General features: G+C 60.9%; 21 protein-coding genes. 15 read left to right on the forward strand and 6 right to left on the reverse strand.

Going from position 1 to position 19,730, the window contains the following annotated elements; translation table 11 throughout:
• Positions 1–9: 9 nt before the first annotated feature.
• Positions 10–240 carry a P-loop NTPase family protein gene (locus tag E6C55_RS31665; protein WP_136373848.1) on the reverse strand — a complete coding sequence of 77 codons (231 nt, stop codon included), beginning with the start codon at positions 238–240 and terminating at the stop codon, positions 10–12.
• Between the two features lie 299 nt (positions 241–539).
• On the opposite strand from E6C55_RS31665, the gene E6C55_RS31675 reads away from it, so the two are divergent.
• Positions 540–1,586: a C40 family peptidase gene (locus E6C55_RS31675; protein ID WP_136373849.1), complete on the forward strand. Its 1,047-nt coding sequence runs from the start codon at positions 540–542 to the stop codon at positions 1,584–1,586.
• A 234-nt stretch (positions 1,587–1,820) separates the two neighbouring features.
• Here the strand turns inward: E6C55_RS31675 and E6C55_RS31680 are convergent, their stop codons facing one another.
• On the reverse strand, positions 1,821–2,465 hold the full coding sequence (locus E6C55_RS31680) for a TraX family protein (protein ID WP_136373850.1): 645 nt from the start codon (positions 2,463–2,465) through the stop codon (positions 1,821–1,823).
• 129 nt (positions 2,466–2,594) lie between these two features.
• Positions 2,595–3,746 (reverse strand): MGDG synthase family glycosyltransferase, encoded by a 1,152-nt coding sequence (locus E6C55_RS31685; RefSeq protein WP_136373851.1) that lies wholly within the window; start codon positions 3,744–3,746, stop codon positions 2,595–2,597.
• 184 nt (positions 3,747–3,930) lie between these two features.
• On the opposite strand from E6C55_RS31685, the gene kapB reads away from it, so the two are divergent.
• Positions 3,931–4,311, forward strand: coding sequence for a sporulation phosphorelay system protein KapB (kapB, locus tag E6C55_RS31690; protein WP_136373852.1), 381 nt, complete (start codon positions 3,931–3,933; stop codon positions 4,309–4,311).
• A 58-nt stretch (positions 4,312–4,369) separates the two neighbouring features.
• Here kapB and E6C55_RS31695 read toward each other — a convergent pair whose 3' ends face one another.
• Both E6C55_RS31695 and E6C55_RS31700 read right to left on the reverse strand, forming a co-directional pair.
• On the reverse strand, positions 4,370–5,614 hold the full coding sequence (locus E6C55_RS31695; RefSeq protein ID WP_136373853.1) for a hypothetical protein: 1,245 nt from the start codon (positions 5,612–5,614) through the stop codon (positions 4,370–4,372).
• Positions 5,604–6,785: a glycosyltransferase family 4 protein gene (locus tag E6C55_RS31700; RefSeq protein WP_136373854.1), complete on the reverse strand. Its 1,182-nt coding sequence runs from the start codon at positions 6,783–6,785 to the stop codon at positions 5,604–5,606. The genes E6C55_RS31695 and E6C55_RS31700 overlap by 11 nt, the downstream gene beginning before the upstream one ends.
• A gap of 207 nt (positions 6,786–6,992) precedes the next feature.
• Here E6C55_RS31700 and E6C55_RS31705 point away from each other — a divergent pair, with 207 nt between their 5' ends.
• The 9 genes from E6C55_RS31705 (at position 6,993) to E6C55_RS31745 (ending at position 15,500) form a co-directional block, all read left to right on the forward strand.
• Positions 6,993–7,349, forward strand: a complete 357-nt coding sequence (locus tag E6C55_RS31705; protein WP_136373855.1) for a hypothetical protein — start codon at positions 6,993–6,995, stop codon at positions 7,347–7,349.
• A gap of 176 nt (positions 7,350–7,525) precedes the next feature.
• The gene (locus tag E6C55_RS31710; protein ID WP_136373856.1) at positions 7,526–8,020 is read left to right on the forward strand and encodes a cation:proton antiporter regulatory subunit; all 495 of its coding nucleotides are present in this window, start codon (positions 7,526–7,528) and stop codon (positions 8,018–8,020) included.
• Between the two features lie 3 nt (positions 8,021–8,023).
• Positions 8,024–9,244: a cation:proton antiporter gene (locus E6C55_RS31715; protein ID WP_136373857.1), complete on the forward strand. Its 1,221-nt coding sequence runs from the start codon at positions 8,024–8,026 to the stop codon at positions 9,242–9,244.
• A gap of 27 nt (positions 9,245–9,271) precedes the next feature.
• Positions 9,272–10,129, forward strand: coding sequence for a YitT family protein (locus E6C55_RS31720; RefSeq protein ID WP_136373858.1), 858 nt, complete (start codon positions 9,272–9,274; stop codon positions 10,127–10,129).
• A gap of 204 nt (positions 10,130–10,333) precedes the next feature.
• The gene (locus tag E6C55_RS31725; protein ID WP_168735983.1) at positions 10,334–10,795 is read left to right on the forward strand and encodes a DUF948 domain-containing protein; all 462 of its coding nucleotides are present in this window, start codon (positions 10,334–10,336) and stop codon (positions 10,793–10,795) included.
• A gap of 95 nt (positions 10,796–10,890) precedes the next feature.
• Complete coding sequence (locus tag E6C55_RS31730) at positions 10,891–11,223, forward strand: general stress protein (protein ID WP_230986952.1); 333 nt, start codon at positions 10,891–10,893, stop codon at positions 11,221–11,223.
• A gap of 197 nt (positions 11,224–11,420) precedes the next feature.
• Positions 11,421–12,587 carry a PP2C family protein-serine/threonine phosphatase gene (locus E6C55_RS31735; RefSeq protein WP_136373860.1) on the forward strand — a complete coding sequence of 389 codons (1,167 nt, stop codon included), beginning with the start codon at positions 11,421–11,423 and terminating at the stop codon, positions 12,585–12,587.
• Entirely contained in the window at positions 12,584–14,962 is a 2,379-nt protein-coding gene (locus E6C55_RS31740; protein WP_136373861.1) for an ATP-binding protein, read from the forward strand. The genes E6C55_RS31735 and E6C55_RS31740 overlap by 4 nt, the downstream gene beginning before the upstream one ends.
• A 58-nt stretch (positions 14,963–15,020) precedes the next feature.
• On the forward strand, positions 15,021–15,500 hold the full coding sequence (locus E6C55_RS31745; protein WP_136373862.1) for a hypothetical protein: 480 nt from the start codon (positions 15,021–15,023) through the stop codon (positions 15,498–15,500).
• Positions 15,501–15,572: 72 nt separating this feature from the next.
• Here the strand turns inward: E6C55_RS31745 and E6C55_RS31750 are convergent, their stop codons facing one another.
• Positions 15,573–16,799, reverse strand: coding sequence for an NAD(P)/FAD-dependent oxidoreductase (locus tag E6C55_RS31750; RefSeq protein ID WP_230986953.1), 1,227 nt, complete (start codon positions 16,797–16,799; stop codon positions 15,573–15,575).
• A 295-nt stretch (positions 16,800–17,094) separates the two neighbouring features.
• Here E6C55_RS31750 and E6C55_RS31755 point away from each other — a divergent pair, with 295 nt between their 5' ends.
• From E6C55_RS31755 to E6C55_RS31770, 4 genes are all read left to right on the forward strand, one after another.
• Positions 17,095–17,415, forward strand: a complete 321-nt coding sequence (locus E6C55_RS31755) for an STAS domain-containing protein (protein WP_136373864.1) — start codon at positions 17,095–17,097, stop codon at positions 17,413–17,415.
• Positions 17,416–17,459: 44 nt separating this feature from the next.
• A complete protein-coding gene (rsbW, locus tag E6C55_RS31760; protein WP_136373865.1) occupies positions 17,460–17,900 on the forward strand; it encodes an anti-sigma B factor RsbW in 441 nt (146 codons plus the stop codon).
• Entirely contained in the window at positions 17,897–18,661 is a 765-nt protein-coding gene (locus E6C55_RS31765; RefSeq protein WP_136373866.1) for a sigma-70 family RNA polymerase sigma factor, read from the forward strand. Before rsbW ends, E6C55_RS31765 begins: the two co-directional genes overlap by 4 nt.
• A gap of 70 nt (positions 18,662–18,731) precedes the next feature.
• On the forward strand, positions 18,732–19,088 hold the full coding sequence (locus tag E6C55_RS31770) for a hypothetical protein (protein WP_136373867.1): 357 nt from the start codon (positions 18,732–18,734) through the stop codon (positions 19,086–19,088).
• Positions 19,089–19,730 lie beyond the last annotated feature (642 nt).

The raw sequence follows: 19,730 nt of genomic DNA on the forward strand, positions 1-19,730 counted from the left end.
ATTCGGCTATCAAGGAGCTGCTGCGATAAGCGAACCGACCTGGGAACGATGCAACCGGCTGTACGCGCGGCCGGCGGCAAGCAGTTGCTCATGTGTGCCTCGTTCGACGACCACGGTGTTCAGCTCTTCCGGCATCGAACGGATCAACTCTTCAAGCTGGGCGCGGCGAGCCGCCGCCATGGTCTCCTCTTCCGCTGCGTCCAGGCACCCGTAAGCGATCCTCGTGTCCGTGGTGGGCAACCTCTCCGATATCCATCATGCGAGAGACGAGATGGCCGGTCTTGTTGTTGTCGAAGAAGCCGAAGAGCTTATTTACTCGATCTGGCGACGGATAGTAAATGCTGGAAAATAGGATTGAGGAACAGTTGCGAGCCAACGACTCTTGTACTTTTTACCTAGATCCGATTGGCTCTATTTTCCCAAGGATGCAAGAGCTGCTAAGAACTCCGTCTCATGGAATGCAGGACGAGCCTCTCTATAATGGAGGGGGGCGGGGGCTGCCTTGCCCTAACTTCACGACATTCCAGGAGGACGAGAACATGAGAAGAAGCTTGATGATCGCCGTGGCCGCGTCGATGCTCGCGACCGCCATCCCGGGGGCTGCCGGTGCCGCAGTCAAGGAAGGCTCCGCCCAGATTGTATCCTCGGTCAGCTTCCGCACCGCCCCCAGCACCTCTTCCGATGTAATGCGTTACTTGAAGAAGGGCGAGACCGTTGCGGTGCTGGAGGAGACGAACGCTTACTGGCTGAAGGTGCGCGATTCGTCCGGTACGGTCGGGTACGTCTCCTCCCGGGAACAATACGTCAATTTGACCGCAGCCCCGACGGAGACGGCGGATGCGGCGGTCGGAGCGGCGAATGCGACTATTGTGGCGAGCGTCAACTTCCGCAATGCTCCGTCCACTTCGGGCGATCGGATTCGTTACTTGGCCAAGGGCGAGCAGGTTACCGTTACGTCGCAGGTGAACAGCTACTGGTATGCGGTGACCGATGCGAGCGGCGTGTCCGGCTACGTCAGCACTTCTTCGTCTTACATCAAGCTGACGGGCGCGATCGCGGGCTCCGGCTCCGCGAATTCCGGCTCCGGTTCGTCGAACTCCGGCACGGGCTCCTCGAACTCGGACAGCGGAACCGGAGTGAGCGCTTCGGCCAAGATAGAGGCGGTCATCGCGGCCGGCATGGCGTACCTTGGCACTCCTTACGAATACGGCTCGGACCGCAGCACAACGACGACGTTCGACTGCTCGGACTTCGTGCGCCAGGCGTTCAAGGACGCGCTGGGCGTCACGCTGCCGGCCGATTCCTCGTCCCAAGGCGCTTACGTGCGCGGTCTGTCGTCGGTGACGACCGACTGGAAGCAGTTGAAGCGCGGCGATCTGATGTTCTTCATGGACTACAAGGGGACAAGCGCTTCGCTGTACACGAACAAGTCGGCATTCGGGTCGAGCATCAGCCACGTCGCCATCTACCTCGGCAATGGCCAGGTTCTCCATACTTACTCGAAGGAGTCGGGAGGCGTTCGGGTCGATTCGATCGAAGGGCGTCATTGGGAATATCGGTTCCTCTACGGGGGCAGCGCGATTTAGCGTGTGACGGATTTTTGAGAGCCCGCCTCTTTTTCGAAGGGGCGGGCTTTTATGCGAAATTTCACATTGGCGACGCTGCATAACGGGCCACTTGGACAATTTTATGCGGAAAATCACATTTATGAGGGAGATTCCGACCTGAGCTGTCTTTGTTTATGCGAAAAATCATATAAAACATCGCGATTCATGCGGAAACCAAGCCAGCGAATGTGAAAAATCGCATTAAATCGGAGACTAACGGGCATTATTCACCGCGAACGCGATTACGGCCAGCACGAACAGATGCGCCGGGTAGAAGCTTCGCCAGAGCCAGGCGGGAACCCGATAATCGGGAAGAGCGCGCGGCAGCAGCCGATGGCCGTAGGCGAGGAAGATCGTCGGCACGAGGCTGTAGAGCTGAATCTCCCAGTCGTGCGCGAACACATAGGCGACGTTCAGTAACAGGTGGGCCGGAACCCAGCCGCTGCGCGGCAGGAAGCGGTATGTCAGGATGAGGAGCATGGCGTAGGCCCCGTATTCGAAGGGCAGCCACTCGAGCAGGACGGCGGCTGCCGCCGCGATTCCGCAGACGGCCCACAGGCCTGCCGAACGGAATCGCTCCATGGCGATCAGGGCGGCGAGGCAGACGACGAACGTGCCGATGACGTTGATGCGGACGATCTGGAAGCCGAGCATATAAGGGACCTGCGAGATCAGCGCAAGCGTCAGCAGACGGCTCAGGTAGCGGCTGCGGTCCCGGGTGCGGCCGAAGCCGAGCACGATCCCGTAAGCATAGAGCGGGAACGCGATGCGTCCGACGATTCGCCACCAATCGGAGCCGGGGAAGAACAGGATGCCCGTATGGTCGACGAGCATCGTAAGCATCGCGATGATCTGCATGGGCCGGACCTCCGTTCGTCGGGAATATCATACAAGAGAACGACAACGGCGGCGCCGGGATCGAATTCCCGGCGCCGCCGTTTGCAGCGCGCGTCGGCTTGCGTGCGTCTGTCCTGACGTACATCTGGCTTACGTACGCTCAACTTGCGTACGCTCAACTTGCGTACGCTCAAGCACGCGAAGAACGGCCTCCGCGCACTTGGCCGGCGCGTATTCGGCGTTCCGGAGCGCGAGCAGGCTGTCGCGGTGCTGGTCCGCCTTGTACGGCTCCTGAATGAGGCGGAACCAGCGGTCGATCGTCTCGGTCGACGTCATCAGCTCGCCGAAGCCTTGGGTGACGAAGTAGTCGAGGTTCTCTTCCTCCTGGCCGGGGATCGGCTCGTAGAACAGCATCGGGATTCCCTTGGCCATGCCCTCGGTGCAGGTCATGCCTCCCGGCTTCGTCACAAGCAGCTCCGACACGTCCATCAGCTTGCTTACTTCCTTCGTGAAGCCGATCACCTTGATGTTCGGATGACGGAACCGCGAGTCGGCGAGCAGCTTCTCCTTGGACTGCTCGTTGCTGCCGAGGCAGAAGATGAGCTGGACGTTGTCCGCATAATTCGTCATGTATTCGAGCTTCTGGTCCGAGGAGAGCAGCCCCCAGCCGCCGCCCATGATCAGGACGGTCGGCATGTCCGACAGCTTGAACTGCTCGAGAATCTCCGCGCGGTTGTGCGGGGACCAGAAGTTCGGATGGACCGGAATGCCGGTCACTTCGATACGGTCCGGCTCGATGCCCCTCGCTTGCAGCTTGTTCCGCACGCTTGCCGTGCTGACCAGGTACTTGTCGACCTCCGGGTTCGTCCACGTGCCATGGGCATCGTAGTCGGTAATGACGGTCAATAGCGGCACGTTCAGGCCGAGCCGCTTAAGCCGGCTGACGACGGCGTTGGGGAACGGATGGGTGCAGACGATGACGTCCGGCTTCAATTGATGCACGACATCGGACACCTGGTTGTAGAACAGGCGATGCAGGGCGAAGCGCTTTATGCGGGTAAGGCCTTTATCGTAATAATTGCGGTAGATCCGTCCTACCAGCTTGGGCTGCTTGCTGACGGTTCTGCGATAAGCGGATAAGATGAGCGGACCGATGACCGGGTTCAAGAACGTCCCGAGCTCGATCACTCTCGCCTGCAGATGGGGCGATAATTGTCGCAGCCCGACGGATAAGGCGTAGGCCGCCTGCGTATGGCCGGTGCCGAATCCTTCCGATAGCAGTAACACTCTTTTTTTGCGCATGGCATACAATCCTCCACTTTACCTTCCTTCCATATTACTTCCTTCCCCCTCGCGGAACAAGTGCGGAGAGTCGAATTTAGGCGGTCTTGAGGTTCGCGGAGGGAGCCGATTGGGCAAAAGAGGAAGCGATAAGGTACAATAAAGCCGAGGATCATTCGACCATTCCGAGAGGGAGAGGAACATAATGGAAGTCAAAGTCGAACCGGATCGAATCGTCCGGGCCGCTTACAAAACCGGAGAATATATCGGCGAGCTGGTGGAGTCGGACGGGCGGCGCACGCTTGTGCAGGTGCTCGCGGTGCTGGCCCATCCGAAGCAGGGGGACCTGCACCATCCGAACGATCCGGACACGCCGATGTTCCACGAGCGCCCGGCCTCCGCTTACCGCGAGAAGGTATGGGTCCCCGCCGGAGCCGTACAGCCGTATTCGGGCCCGATTCCCGAATACAAGGAGTCGCTGCTCGCCGCCGCGGAAGCGGAGGCGGGACGCCTGGACAGGCTTCAGCGCCTCGCGGCCAAGAGCCTGGAGACGATCCGGGGGCTGTTGGAGCAATACCGCAAGTAAGGCATGAAGGAGGCTGTCTTCGCTCGTCCGGAAGGACGGCGGAGACAGCCTCTGTCGCTCATATGCAGTTGTCCGCTCCGGAGCCGGAGCCGGTTCCCGGGCAGCACAGCGCTTGCGTCATCAGGAAGGAGATCGTCGCTTCGGCGCCGCAGTTCACGTTCGGCCCGTTCGACTGCAGCCCGTCGAAGCACGCGCCGTCCTCCGGATCGACCATAAGCGCCTGCAGGTCGTTCGCTCCGTAGAACCAGTCCAGGCAGCGGTCGCGCGCCCGGCGCAGCTCGTCGGCGGGACGCGGCTGCTTGGTCAGGACGGGCGCATGGGCGGCCGGAGACGAGCCGCGAGCCTCGTCGGAGAAGGACGCGGACACGGAGATGAGCCGCGACACTTCCTCGTCCTGGGCGCGTCCTACCGCGCGGGCCGCCTCCTCGAACGCAAGCGCCAGCTTGAACATCTCGAGCGGCTGCTGGTCCCAGTGGCACGAAGCCTCCTTCGTCCGCCACTTCTCGTTGCCGATCGGCCGGTAGCCCCCGGCGTCCGTTCCCATCGCCGACCGCAGCGACGCGAGGCTGGAGAGGCCGACCTCCAGCGCCTCGGGATTCCCGGTCCGGCGGAAGGCGCGCAGAATGGCCCACGGCAGAATGCCGTTGCTGTACGTCATCGCCGGCTCGAACCAGCTCCAGCCGTCCGAGGAGCCGTGGCGGAACGCCCGCAGCAGCACTCCTTCCAGCCGGTAGAGGTGGCTTGTCAGCTCCTCCGGCCAGCTTCCCGGCAGCGAGATCGTCCCGGCATCGTGCGCAGCCAGCAGGTCGGCGCACGCGGCCATCGCGAACGCTTGTCCGCGGTGCGAACGGATCGCGCCGACCGTCTGCAACGATTGCTGCAGCAGGACGTAGGCGGTGTCCCGGCGGGCGCCGCCCAGACGCACCCAAGCGTCGGCACAGCTCCAGACGGCCCGGCCCTGGCAATCGTGCGAGACGTCTTCCTCCTCGAGCGTCCGGTCGTAGGCGACATTGTTATGGAACCAGCCGTTCTCCTTCTGGGTCCAGAGCAGGAACGCGAGGTAGATGTCCGCCAGCTCGCCGAGGCGACGGCGATCCTCCTCGCCGACGAACGGGGAGCGCTCCGGGCTCAGCCATTCGGTGACGGCCCAGAGGGCGCGGGCATTGTCGTCGGTCGTGTAGCCTTCCCTTCGCCGCGGAATGCGGCCGAGCGCATGCTCGAGCAGCCCGGTATCGTCCGTCAGCCTGCGCAGATGGATGAAGGACGGGGTCCACGGTTGGCGGCTTCGCTTCTCAGACGACATCCGCGATGCTCCAACTCTTGCCGGATGCCGCCTGCCCGAGCAAGCCCAAGTATTGCGCTCCTACCTGGGGCCATTGCATGCTCCGGCCGATCTCCGCGATTCTCCGTTCGCTGCGCGACAGCAACTCCGGGAAGCTGAACAGCTCGATAATTCTGGCGCTCCAGCGCTCCGCATCCCCGAACGGGAGCAGCAGATCCTCGTTCCCCTGAAGCAGGTCCTTGGCATAGCTGTACGGCGTGCTCAGAATCGGCCGCCCCAGCCCCGCCGCATAGGCGAGCGTTCCGCTTGTGATCTGCTGCATGCCCGGGTAGGGGGTCACGTACAGGTCGCAAGCCGAGATGAGGGATACCAGCTCTTCCTCGGGAATGTAGCGATCGATCATGCGAACGTGGTGCTCGAGTCCGAGCGACTTGATCATGGCGCTCAGTTCCTCGCGATAGGCTTCGCCTTCGTGCTTGCGGACCTCCGGATGGGTCTGGCCGGCGATGATGTAGAGCAGGTCGGGCACGGCGGCAGCAGCGGTGCTCAGCGCCCTGAGCAGCGATTCGATGCCCTTGCTGCGGCTGAGCAGGCCGAATTGGAAGATCACGCGACGGTTGTCCCAGCCGAGCTCGTGGCGAGTCTGCCTGCGCTCCTGGCGAACGGGCACCGGCGCTCCGTGAGGAATGAAGTTGATCTTGGCGAGCGGGACGCCGAAGTGCTCGTGCAGATAACCGATCGCCTTGCGGTTCATGACGTGAATATGATCGCTGCGGGCCGCGATCTTCGCTTGCACCGACGCGTACGGCTCCTCCGGCTTCTCGAACACGGTATGGAACGTCGTGACGACCGGCTTCTCCAGCCGGTCGAGCAGGCCGAGCACGTGACCGCCGGCATCGCCGCCGAAGATCCCGAATTCATGCTGCAGGGAGACGACATCGACAGAGCTCTTGTTCAACGTATCGGCGATCCTGAGGTAATCGTCTTGCTCGTTCTTGAGGAGAGGAAGATGCCAGGACTCTCCGTAGCCGGACACTTCGTCCGGATTGCACATGGCCACAACGGGATCGGGGACGACCGCTTGCCTCGCCTCCATGACCGCTTCCCTCAAATGATGGGTGTACGTCGCCAGGCCGCATTTTTTAGGCACATACGTACTTACATAAGCCACTTGCAAGGTTCGTGTATTCATTGGCGCTGCACCTCCATAGAATGCGGCAACGAGCCGCTGGATAGGCAAATCTCGATCCCTATTCTTAGCATTGTTTACAGGATTGGCGTTTGTTACTCCATTCGGAGGATTGAGAGCACGGAATTGCAGAAAATTCAGCCGAAGGTTTGATGTCGGGGCTTGCCCTATGGTACCCTAGTAGTAATAGCGGAAATGGAGGTGATACCTTTGAGAACCAATCGATCCCCCCTGCGCTGGGCTCTGCTGCTCATCTCGATGCTGACCTCGCTTGTCTTCGTCCCGATCCCGGAATCGGAAGTAAACGTCTCCGAGAGCGGGAGGGTCTCGGTCGGCCAACTGCTGTTATCCTCGAGCAATACGGGGGTCGGCAATTCCTCTTCGCCATCCTCGAGCAAGTCCTTATGGCTTGGCCGCTTGCTGACGCTCCTGCTGACGTCCGCCATGGCCGCGCGACTCGCCGGAACGACTCTTCTTCCGCATGCCTACCGCCGCTCGGCGATTCCTCTCCGCATGAAGCGTTTGTTCCTCAAACCGCTTCAATCTCAATCCAATTACGTGTCTTAAGCGATTCCTCTCCAAGCAACTACAATTTACCCTCGTGTTCCCGTTTTCAAACCCAATTTGCGCTTATTCCATAGTTAGCCGTCGGATGGCCTCGAATAGCGGGCCTCTGTTTGCGCACACTATTTTGCAATCTATAGATGGAATTTGGACCCATATTTATTGGAGGGATAGGTTTTATGGACATTCGCGAATCCGATCTCCCGGGCATCGGGAGGAAGTTCCAATTGACCAACGAGCAAGGGGAGAAAATCGTTATTGTTGTGCACGACGACGGCAGGAGAGAAATTTACCACTTTGATCACAGGAGCCCGGACGAGTCGCTCTCGATGGTGACGCTGTCGGACGAAGAGGCCAGACAGATCGCCTTCATCGTCGGCGGGCTGGTTCACAAGCCGAAGATGCTGGAGACGATCGAGATGGCGCTCGGCGATCTCGTCATCGAATGGTATAAGCTGGAGCCGGGCAGCCCGTGCATCGGCCGCACGATCGGAGAACTGGACATCCGGCGCAGATCCGGCGCGACCGTCATCGCCGTCGTCGGCAAGAGCAGCGCGAAGCAGATCAATCCCGGCCCCGATTACGTGCTGCCGGAGGAATCGACGATGGTCGTGATGGGGGAGAGGCAACAAATTCAAGCGTTAAAGCAAATCATAAAGAGCGGATGTGATTGATCGATGGAGCATATTGTTTTCGAGATTGGCCTGGCGATCGGACTGATCGCGCTCGGCGGACTCATCTCCGCCCGGCTGCGGTTCTCCGTCATTCCGCTCTATATTCTCGTCGGGATGGCGGTCGGCCCGCATGCCTTCCATTGGGGCGCGATCGACCTTCGCTTCATTCATAGCGCGGAGCTGATCGACGTGCTCGGCCGAATCGGGGTGTTATTCCTTCTATTCTACCTGGGGCTGGAATTCTCGGTCGGCCGGCTGCTTAAGTCGGGCAAGAACATCGCGGTCGGGGGGACGATCTATATCGCCATCAACTTCACCCTCGGCATGCTGTTCGGCTGGATCTCCGGCTTCCCGCTGGAGGAGATTCTCGTCATCGCCGGAATTACGACGATCTCGTCGAGCGCCATCGTGGCGAAGGTCCTGGTCGACCTGAAGCGAACCGCGAATCCGGAGACCGAGATGATTCTCGGCATCATCATGTTCGAGGACGTCTTCCTCGCCGTCTACCTCTCGATTCTGTCCGGCCTTATCCTAAGCGGTTCGACCTCGCTCGGAGGCGTGCTGCTGTCCGCGGCCGTATCCCTCGGCTTTATGCTCGCCGTCCTGATCATCGGACGCAAGGCGGTTCCGCTGCTGAACAAGTACCTCAACATCAAGTCGAACGAGATTTTCCTGCTGGTTATCTTCGCCGCACTCTTCATTATCGCAGGCTTCTCCGAGAAGCTTCATGTCGCGGAAGCGATCGGCGCGCTGCTCGTCGGCCTTGTCCTGGCCGAGACGCAACACCGCAAGCGCATCGAGAGCCTGATCATCCCGTTCCGCGACTTCTTCGGGGCGATCTTCTTCTTCGGCTTCGGCCTGACGATCGACCCGACGAGCTTGTTCACGAAGGAGACGGTCTTCCTGTCGCTCGGAGCCGTGATCGTGACCTTGATCGGCAACTTCGTCGCCGGCATGCTCGCGGGCCGCACTGCCGGACTCACGCCGAAGTCGTCGACGAACATTGGCCTTACGATCGTCTCGCGCGGGGAATTCTCGATCATCGTGGCGAACCTGGGCAAGGCGGGCGGCTTGCTCGCCGTACTGCAGCCGTTCGCGGCGCTGTACGTGCTCATTCTTGCCATCCTGGGGCCGCTGCTGACGAAGGAGACGAAGCTTGTTTACCGGGCGCTCAATAAAATTTTCAAGTGGGAGCTGCCGAAGAGGAGCGTGCCGGACCAATAACGATGGGGAACGGAGGACGGAACCATCATGACGACGAAGCCGACTGTCACTCTGCCAAGGCGTTCCCGCCGATGGGCGGGAGCGGCGTCGGGAGGAATGCTCGCCGCGATCGGACTGGAGATGTTCCTGGTGCCTCACGGACTTATCGCAGGCGGAACGATGGGAATCTCGACGGTAATCGCGTTCCTGTCGGGAGCGAAGCTGGGCTGGATTCTGCTCTCGCTCCAGATCTTGCTGCTGATTGCGTTCTATAAGCCGTTAACCCGCAGGTTAGACAAGGCAACGATTCTCGGGTTCGTCGTGCTCTGCGCGGCGCTGCTCGTCTTCCATCCGTTCGACGCGTGGACGGCGAACCCGCTGCTTGCCGCAATGATGGGAGGAGCCTTCCTCGGGGCGGGAGCGGGCATTGCGTACCGGCGGGGGAGCCTGGTCGATCTCTCCTTCTTCCTCGAGAGCGAGGGGCGGGGAGCGACCCGCCCGGCCGCGCTTCTCGCCTTCAACGCGACGCTTCTGCTCGCGGCGGCGCTTCTCTTCGGCTGGGAGCGGGCGTTCTATTCGTTGCTGGCGCTGCTCGCGGCGACCGAGGCGATGAAGCTGGCGCTTCGCGGCTATTCCGGCTGGCGGCTGCTCAGCATCTCCAGCCTCCGGGCGAGCGAACTTCGCGAGGAGATTGCGCGGGAGCTGGGCCGGGAGGACTGGCTGTTGAGCCGAACGGAGCATGAGGACGGCCGCTTGCGCCCGGCGCTTCTGTGCAAGGTGCATCGCTTCGAGGAGCGGAAGCTGCGGGAGCTTGTGGCCGGGATCGACCCGTACGCCAGAGTCGAGGTTGCCGCGCTGGAGGAGCGGGAGCTTGGCAAGCTGATCCGGGATAAGACGAAGAGATGAACGGAAGTGCGCCGTCTTGCGGGCCGATGTCGATGTCGGCCTAGCGGGACGGCGTTCTGTGCGAGGAGGGGGTTCAGAGGGCGGATAAGACGGCGTGGCGGAGTGTGCAGGGAGTCGAACGAGCCGAGCGTCGAGCAAGTCGTTTCGGAAGTCGCCTTCCGGGGTAAATTCAGCCGTATAAGGCACCCGAAGGAGGAGATGACGATGACAATGACGGGACAGGTATTGCTAGGGGGGAGCGCACTGCTGGCGGCGGTCAGCTTCGCCGTGCTGTGCATCTTCCTGATCCGGACGCTGTCCAGCGCGAGGCAGACGCTCGATTCGCTGAAGACGACGATCGAAGGCGCAAGCGACAAGGTCGAATCGATTCGCGGCAAGGTGGAGGAGCTGACGACGAACGTGAACGAGATCTCGGTTAATGTGAAGGAGAAGCTCCATGCCGCCGATTCGCTGTTCGAGGCGGCGCGCGACGCGGGAACGACGATCCAGGAGACGGCCCATACGGCGAAGGAACTGACCGACCGGTTGACGAGGGTCGTTCAGGAGCAGACGAAGGAGAAGGAGCACACCTGGAAGGAGTGGCTTCAGATCGGGCTTCGCGTCGCGGGGGCGGTAAGGAGCAGCGTCGCTTCCGCGAAGCGGAGGACGTCCGGACAGGAGGCATAGGCGGATGGAGAGAGCTTGTTGCGGCTTGTTTCGGATCGGCGGGGCCGGGTAAGGAAGAAGCGTAACCACTACAGACCCGAGAGGAGATGGAGGAGATGATGGAGATGAGATCCTACACGAAGCTGGTGGATAACGGACTTGAGGCGTTCCAGACGGTGCAGAACCTGAGGGCGCAAGGGTATACCGGAGAAGAGATTTACGTGCTGGCCCACGAGCAGGATCGGACGGAACGGCTTGCGGATGCCGCCGATGTGAATACGATCGGCCCGGCGGAAGAAGGAGTTCTGCAATCCGTTGCGAATTTCTTCCGTAACCGGGGAGACGAGCTTCGCGGCAAGATCGAAGCGATGGGCTTGACCAGAGGAGAGGCGCTGACTTATGAAGCGGAGTTGGATCGGGGCAAGGTGCTTGTCCTTGCGAAGAAATAACGCCGACGGCTTGAGCGGCCGGAAGGCATACGGGAACAAGGAATGCCGGCCCGGCGCCGCATTCCTTGTTCCCGTATGCCGTTCGACTTTATGTGTCCTTACTGCTCTGTCCGATGCTCCACGGAATGAATTCGCGCAATGAATAAGCGCAATGTTCGGTTCGCAATAGGCTTAAGCGTATAGAAGGGGTGTTCAATGTGAATATACTTGTCGTCGACGACAATCCGATGAATGTAATGGTCGTGCAGGAGATGCTGAAGCGCTCGGGCTACGATTCCGTCCTCTCCGCCGGTTCCGCGGCGGAGATGTTCGACCTGCTGCGGTCGCCGGAGCATAAGTCCGCCCGATTGGCGAATCAATCGTCGATCGACCTGATCCTGCTCGATCTCATGATGCCCGAGATCGACGGCATGGAAGCTTGCCGGATGCTTCAGCGGGACGAACGGTTCCGCGACATTCCGATCATCATCGTGACGGCAATCGGCGATTCGCGCAAGCTGGCGGAGGCGATGGACCTCGGCGCGACGGATTACGTGACGAAGCCGATCAACAAGGTCGAGCTGCTCGCGAGAATTCGCTCCGCGCTCCGGCTCAAGAAGGAGCTGGATTGGCACAAGGAGCGCGACAAGCGGATGCGGGAGGAGCTTGAGCTCGCCCGGCAGGTGCAGCATGCGGTGCTCCCGTCTGCGATCGCTGAGGACAATTACCGCATTCGGGCGTTCTTCCGGTCTTCGGAGCAGTTGGCCGGCGATCTGTACGCGTGGCATGCGTTCGATCGCAGCCGGATCATCGTGGCGGTCATCGATGCGATGGGCCACGGCATCTCCTCGTCGCTTGTCAGCATGTTCTCCGCTTCCGTGCTGAAGGAAGCGATGCGCACGCACGTCACGCCAAGGCGGGTGATGCAGGAGCTGAACAGCCGCCTGCTCCAACTGGATTACGAGAACGAGCTTGTTCACTACTATTGCACGGGCCTGTGCATCTGGATCGATCTGGAGCACGGCATGCTGGAGTACGTCAATGCCGGGCATCCTCCCGGCCTGCTGCTGCGCGGGAGGTCGGGGGAGACGATCGCGATGCGTTCGGGATCGCCGCCGGTAGGCTTGTTCGACGGCGTGGAGCTGGCCGCCCAGACGATAGCGCTGGAGCCGGGAGACACGATCTATCTCTACACGGACGGCTTGCTGGACCTGTTCCCCGGCGACCTGGAGGAGCAGGCCACGGCGCTGGCCGGGGCGCTTAGAACGGCGAGAGGAGAGGAAGCCCGTCTCGAGCGGCTGCTCGAGCAAGAATCGTTCGATCGCCATGCCGACGACCGCTGCTTGATTCGGCTTGAAGTGCGGGGGAAGGAGAACGGGACATGAGAATCAAGACGAAGCTGCTCACCGGCTTTATTATTCTGATGACTTTGCTCGTCGGCATCACTTCCTTCGGCTACGATCGAATGAGCCGGATGAACGACCGAATGAACAGCTTCTACGACTCGAGGTTCGAGATGGTCAAGTCGGTCATCGATCTTCGGGGCTCCGTGAATCAAGCCGGGCGTTCGGTGAGCGATGTGCTGCTCGGCGTACTGGAGTCGAGCGCGGTCCGCGTGGAGGCGCTCAATCGCGCCGCGAACAACTTGACCGCCCAGTCGGAGGCGATGCTTGACCGGGCGCAGGGGCCGGAGGAGCGGCAGGCGGTCGATCAGGTGAGCCGGGACATCTCCCAATACGCGGACTTCCTCGGCCGCTTCGTCGTGCTGATCGGGGCGGGGGATCGCGAGGGCGCGCTTGAGCTCTACAACAACCTGGGCCGGTCGTGGCAGGATGCCGCATTCAGCTCGCTCGATTCGCTCACATCCTTCGAGCAGTTGACGATGGAGGAGGAGACGGATGCTTCCCGGACGATGTACAACGAGGCGGTTCGCTGGTTCGCCGGAATGACCGTCGTCGGCCTGTTCATCGGGCTGGCAGTTATGCTGTGGGTGCTTCCGCACATTACGAAGGGCTTCAATCTGCTTGCCGTCATGGGCAAGAAGTTCTCCCAGGGCCGCCTTCGCGGGCTGAGCCGATTGGAGATCCAGTCGAACGACGAGCTGGGCCAACTGGCCAAGGTGTTTAAGCAGATCGCGATGGACCTCCAGGAGAAGAACGAGCGCGAGGCTCTGTACGCCGAGTCCAAGGCGCAGCAAGCGTGGATCGACGGCCAGATGGCCCGTTCGACAGAGCTGCTGAAGGATGGAGCGGGGATGACGGGCGTCGCCGAAGCCTTCGCGAACGAATTTACGAGCGTGCTCGGCGCGGCTTACAGCGCCGTGTACTTCCTCGAAGGGGACGACGGAGACCGGGCCAGCCGCTTGCGGAGGCGAGGAAGCTATGCGCGCGGCCCGGAGCTGCCCGCATCCGAAGGCGCCGCCCGCTTCGAGCTGGGGGAAGGTCTTGTCGGCCAGTGCGCGCGGAACGGGGAGCAGTTGGTGATCGAGCCGCTGCCTGCAGGCTATATTCCGATCCGATCCGGACTCGGAGAAGCGACGCCGGTGCAACTGGTCCTTCAGCCGATCGAAGCGGACGGGACGATCGTCGGCGTGCTGGAGCTGGCCTACCTGCGGCCGATGGGCAATCTGGAGCGGGAACTGCTCGAGAGGTTGACCGAGAAGTTCGCTTACATTGTGATGAACCTGCAGTCCCGGCACCGCGTCGAGGAGCTGCTCCGCGAAGCCCAGGCGATGACCGAAGAGCTGCAGATCCGGTCGGAGGAGCTGATCTCGCAGCAGGAAGAGCTGCGGGATTCCAACGAGCGGCTCGAGGTGCACGCGGGCCGGCTGAAGAGGTCGGAGGAGCGGCTGCAGCGTCAGCAAGAGGAGCTTGAGGGCGCCAACATGGAGCTGAAGGGGAAGACGATGCAGCTCGAGGAGCAGATACGCCAGACGGCGCGGAGGAACCGCGAAGTAGCCGCCGCGAATCGCGAGCTGGAGCGGCGGACGGCGGAGCTTGCCCGCGCGTCCCAATATAAATCGGAGTTCTTGGCCAATATGTCGCACGAGCTGCGGACACCGCTCAACAGCCTGATTGTCCTCTCGCAATTCCTTGAGGACAACGCGGAGGGCAATCTGACCGACAAGCAATTGGAATTCGCGAGGACGATCCATTCCTCCGGAGAAGACTTGATGAAGATGATCGACGAGATTCTCGATCTCGCCAAGGTCGACGCCGGGCGCATGGAGCTGCAGATCGAGCTCACGCCGCTCGAGGACATCACCGTCGACCTTGAGCATGCCTTCCGTTCGCTCGCGGAAGACAAAGGGCTGACGTTCGAGATCGGGATCGCGAACGGAGTACCGGCGGCGTTCCCGACGGACGGCCATCGGGTGAAGCAGGTTATTCGCAACCTGCTCTCCAACGCGATGAAGTTCACCCTCGCCGGCTCCGTTGCGCTGACGATCCGTCCTGCGAACGAAGCCGAGCTGGGCGGCCGGAACGAGCGGTATCTGGCGTTCGAGGTGAAGGACACCGGCATCGGCATCGCCCCGGACAAGCGGGAGATCATCTTCGAGGCGTTCCGGCAAGCGGATGGAACGACCAGCCGCAGGTTCGGAGGCACCGGGCTCGGGCTGACGATCAGCCGGGACTTGTCCAAGCTCCTCGGAGGCTGGATTGCCCTGGACAGCGAGCTTGAGGTCGGGAGCAGCTTCACGCTGTTCCTGCCGGAGGCCGGGCCGGAGAAGGCGGTTCAAAAACCGGAGCAAAGGGTATAGATAAAGGACAAGGCGACGGCGAGGCTGTCGCCCATGATACTCTAGGAGGTGGCCTCTGATGACATGGACAATCGGAATATTCGAGCGAGAGCAGGATGTGTTGGATGCGGCTCAGGCGCTGCAAGAGCGGGGTGGCGTGGAGCGCCCGCCGTTCGCCGTCGTGAACAACACGGAGAATGCGCCGCTGCTGTCCGCCCGGAGCGATCTGCGGCTGGAGGGGCTGGAAGGAAGAGGAGCGATCGGGGAAGAGGGGCGGCCCGAAGGGGACGAGGTGATACCCGCAGCCTTCTTCCTTGGCTCCGTGCAGGGGAGCGGAATGAACGGCCAAGCCGGGGCGATTGCCGCTTATTCCTGGGACGGGCATGACTGGCCCGGAACGGCCGAATATCTGGAGCGGCTCGGCATAACCGCGGATGCATCGCGTCAGTGCGCCCCGCAGGTGGAAGAGGGCAAGCTGCTCCTTCTGGCGGAGACGGAGTCGTTGGAAGAGACGGCCGCGCTCCTTCGCTCATGCGGAGCATCCGACGTGGTGGAATGAATCGGCGGCAAGAACACGCAGCAATAAGGGGCTGTCTCTCGTCGAGACAGCCCCTTGCGCATGCCGAGCGCTTCAGGAGGGAACGATAACCGCCCCCTTCCGGTCCGGAGCGACGATGGGCGAGATCGGGTGCTTAAGCCCCGCGATGTCATCGCGGATTAAACGGGCGGCAATCGCGCTGTAGATGGTTCCGTTGCCGCCGTAGCCAAGCGCATAGTATTGTCCGGGGCGCTCGGGGTCCTCGCCGATGAACGGGAGATTGTCGGCCGATTCGCCGAACGTTGCGCACCATTCGTACTCCCGCTCCGCCTTCAGGTCCGGGAACAGGAGATGGAGCTCCGACAGCAGCCGCCGCGACCGCCGTTCCACTTCCGTCTGCGACAGGACGGGGACGCGAACGTTCTCGTCGAGCCCTCCCATCACGATCCGGTTGTCCTCCGTCGTGCGCAGATACAGATAGGGCCGGGCGGTCTCCCACAGCATGAACCGCTGATGCCACTGCTGAAGCGACGGCAGCGGCTTCGTCACGAGCGCGTAGGACCGGTTCAGGTTCGCCTTGATCCAGCTTCCTCCCGCAACCTCGGGCGAATAGCCGACGGCATAGACGATATGCTCGGCATGAATCTCGGCATCGTTCGTCCGGACGACGAAGCTTCCCTTGCGCCCTTCGACGGACAGCGCGGGCGTCCTCTCGAACAGGCGAAGACCTGCCTGAACGCCGGCTTCGGCCAAGGCCTGGACGAAGCGGTAAGGATTCAGCTCGGCATCTCCATGCGTGACGATCGCCCCGCTTTTGCGGAATGGGAAGGCGCCCTCGATGCGGCCGGGGTCCCACCATTCCACGCCGAACCCGTGGCGATCCAGCAGCTCGAACTCCTTCTGCAGCGAAGGGAGATCGGCTTCGGAGCTGGCGTAGTAGAAGCTGCTGCGGCGCTTCAGTCCAACCTCGCGCGGAAGCCCGGCCGCCACCTGAACGATCTGCTCGACCGCGTCCTTGCAAGCCCGGTAGAATTCGACCGCTTCCGCCTCGCCGATCTGGACGGCCAGCTCGGACAGCATAATGTCGTTGGCGTACTGAAGGAGACCGGTATTGGCGGACGTGCTGCCCGCCGCGACGTCTCCCTGTTCGATGAGCACCGTATCGATGCCGCTTCTCGCGAGCGTGTAGCCGCAGGCGACTCCGGTCATCCCGCCGCCGATGACGAGCGCATCGCATCGAACCGCCTCTTTAAGCGACGGGTAAGACGGAGCGGCAGGCCGGGTTGTCGGCCAGTATAACGATCCGAAGTGCAAAGTCACAACGAGTCCCTCCATCCTTAACGCTAGGGCATATGGCAGGCCGCTTGCCGATTCGAACGGCTGCGCTCTGTTCCGCGCCCTGCGCCCTGTTTAAAGTATTCTCCATTACCCTCGCTTTCCTGCGGATAAACGAACCCTTGACGGGCGAATCGCCTGTTTCGCCCGGCTTTTTCGCAACCGATTTTTTTATCGCAACTCTTCGGTCATTCCCGCGTTCACATGTTTGATAAGGCTCCCTGTTTCACACGCTCCCGATCGGGGTAAATAAAACGGAATCGATTCAAGGAGGTTTCTCATGAAGACTGATAAATTGAGTTTTCGAACGGAGAATAAGGAGGGCCTTACCGTCATTCATCTGTCCGGCGAGCTGGACCTTGAAGTCGCTTCCCAGATGCGGACAGCGATGGAGCCGCTCGTGGAGCTGACGGATCGCAAGCTGGTGCTCAACATGAGGGACTTGAAATATATCGACAGCACGGGGATCGGCATCCTGATCGGTATCGTCAAAGCGCGGCATTCCCGCCAAGCGCCGTTCGCCGTGGAGGATGTATCGGATCATATTCGCAAGCTGTTCGACATGACGGGGATTTCGCGTTTCTTGGCTTCGGCGCATTAATGAGCCGCAACAATATTCAGGGAAAGGTAGAGGATGAAAACTCCATGGCAATAGATAACAACGTGAAGCTGACGGTGCCCGCGTTGCCCGAATTCGTCGACCTCGTCCGTCTGACGCTGTTCGGACTCGCAACCAAGCTTAAATTCTCGTTCGAGGAGATCGAAGACATGAAGGTGGCGGTATCCGAAGCTTGCAACAATGCCGTTCTTCACGCTTACGAAGGAGCGGACGGGCATATCGAGGTCGAATTCGCCTGGGCCGAAGAGGATGAGCTTCGCATCACGGTTCGCGATCAAGGCGTAAACGACTCTTCTCCCGAACTGACTCGCAAATCAACCCTGCACGGGAAGTCCATTGAGGAGATCCAGTCGGGCGGATTAGGACTTTATCTGATGCAAGCGTTGATGGACCATGTGGAGATGAACATTGAGAACGGAACGGCCGTTACGCTGATCAAGCGTCGATCGGCTGCCGAGCGCGTATGAACAGCCGCGAGGGTATCCGTCAGCCCGACGATGCCCAGCGGAAGCTGCTGGAGTACCAGCGAACGTTAAACAAGGAACTGGCCGACGAGCTTGTGCGCGAGTACGAGTCTCTGGCCCGAATGGCCGCGGGGAAAATCTCCCGGAACCGCCCCGATCTGCAGGAGGACTTGTTCCAGGTCGGTCGAATGACGATTTTCCGGCTGCTGCAGCATTATGATCCTTCGATCGGGATGCCGTTCGAGCCGTATGTCATGAAGAGCGTCGTCGGCCAGATGAAAAATTACTTGAGGGATAAATCCTGGTACATTCAGGTTCCCCGCCGCATCAAGGAGAAAGGGCTGGTCGTCCAGCAGACCATCGACGAGCTGACGATTCGCCTGGAGCGCTCGCCGAGCGTTGAGGAGATCGCGGCAGAGCTGGAGATGGAGGTCGAAGAGACGCTGGAGGTGCTGGCCGGCCGGGAGATGTACCATTACGTCTCGCTCGATACGCCGGTCTCCGAGGAGGAGAACACGTCCACCCTGGGCGAGCTGCTCAGCAGCCAGGCCGACGACTACATAAGCGCGGAGCGCAGGATGGACCTTCAGGAGGCGCTGGAGAGGCTGAAGCCGGAAGAGCGCAAGGTCATTCTGCTGCTCTACAACGAGGGCTACTCGCAGCGCAATGTCGCCGAACAGCTCGGGGTGTCCCAGATGAGCATCTCGCGCATCCAGCGAAGGGCGATCGAGCAGCTTCGGAGCTGGATCGGAGAGGAAGCTTGATTCATCTCCCCAAGCGAGGGTAATAAGAGATACGCAACACAACCTCTTAAAGGCAAAGGCGGTGGCAAGGATGGGCGTTCGATATGAGCTTGGCTGCTTCGAATGCGATGTCTTGGTACGAGAGTCGGAAGGGGCGGCAGGCGGCTATCAGCTCAGCATTCAAGCCCGCTCGAACCCTCTGGGCAAAGGCAATCCGATCGCCGACTACGAGACGGAAGCGGAGGCCACGGAGGCGGCCGATCGGTTCTGTCAGCTTTACACCCTTGCTCGAGAATACGGCTATCACCTTCACGGCGGCGACTTCCGCAGGGAGGATTGCTCCCGGGTCTCCGTAGCGGATCAACTGAAGGGCCGCATGGACCCGGATCGCTTCCGGACCCTTCTGGAAGAGGAAGCTCGCATCCACGATCTCCCTCTCCCGAGTTAGCCGAACCTCTAATGTATCGGAAAATAAGCAAACCACGGCCCGTGCGACCCCGCGCGGGTCATTGTCGTTGACAAATTAAGCTATTCGTCTCCTGCCGCCGCGCCCCAAACCTCCGTGACCCCGCGAACCCGCCCTCGCGCCCTCGCGGCCCCATGACCCCGCGAACTCGCCCTCGAGACCTCGAACCCCGTCGCTACCGGCGCTTTGCCCGATTATGTGAAAAATCACATTCGCGGACGCTGTTTCGGCTCAAATTTCCAGATGTATGCTAAAAACCACATAAAAACGGCACAAACAAGCCTCGGACCGCCGGATGTATGCTAAAAACCACATAAAATGCTGCGATTTCCCCCGATCTCAGCCAACGAATGTGAAAAATCACATAAAATTGCCAAAGTCGTCGCGCGAGGGGGAGGAGCCGAGGTAGAGGAAAGAAAAGGAGAAGGTGGGGTGAGCGAAAGGAGGAGCCGAGGTAAAGAAAAGGTGAGAAGAGGAGGTGGAAGGCGGCGAGATAGGTAAGCGTCAAACCATGCACACCTTCTAAGTGCTGTCCGTACATGAGAAGATGAGGCTACTTCAGATCGAGCAGGAGGTTGCCTCATGTCAAGGAAAGAACAACGTCGGCAGGAATGGACCACCCGA

Origin of the sequence: Cohnella fermenti (assembly GCF_004801405.1) — a bacterium.
Lineage (GTDB): Bacteria > Bacillota > Bacilli > Paenibacillales > Paenibacillaceae > Cohnella > Cohnella fermenti.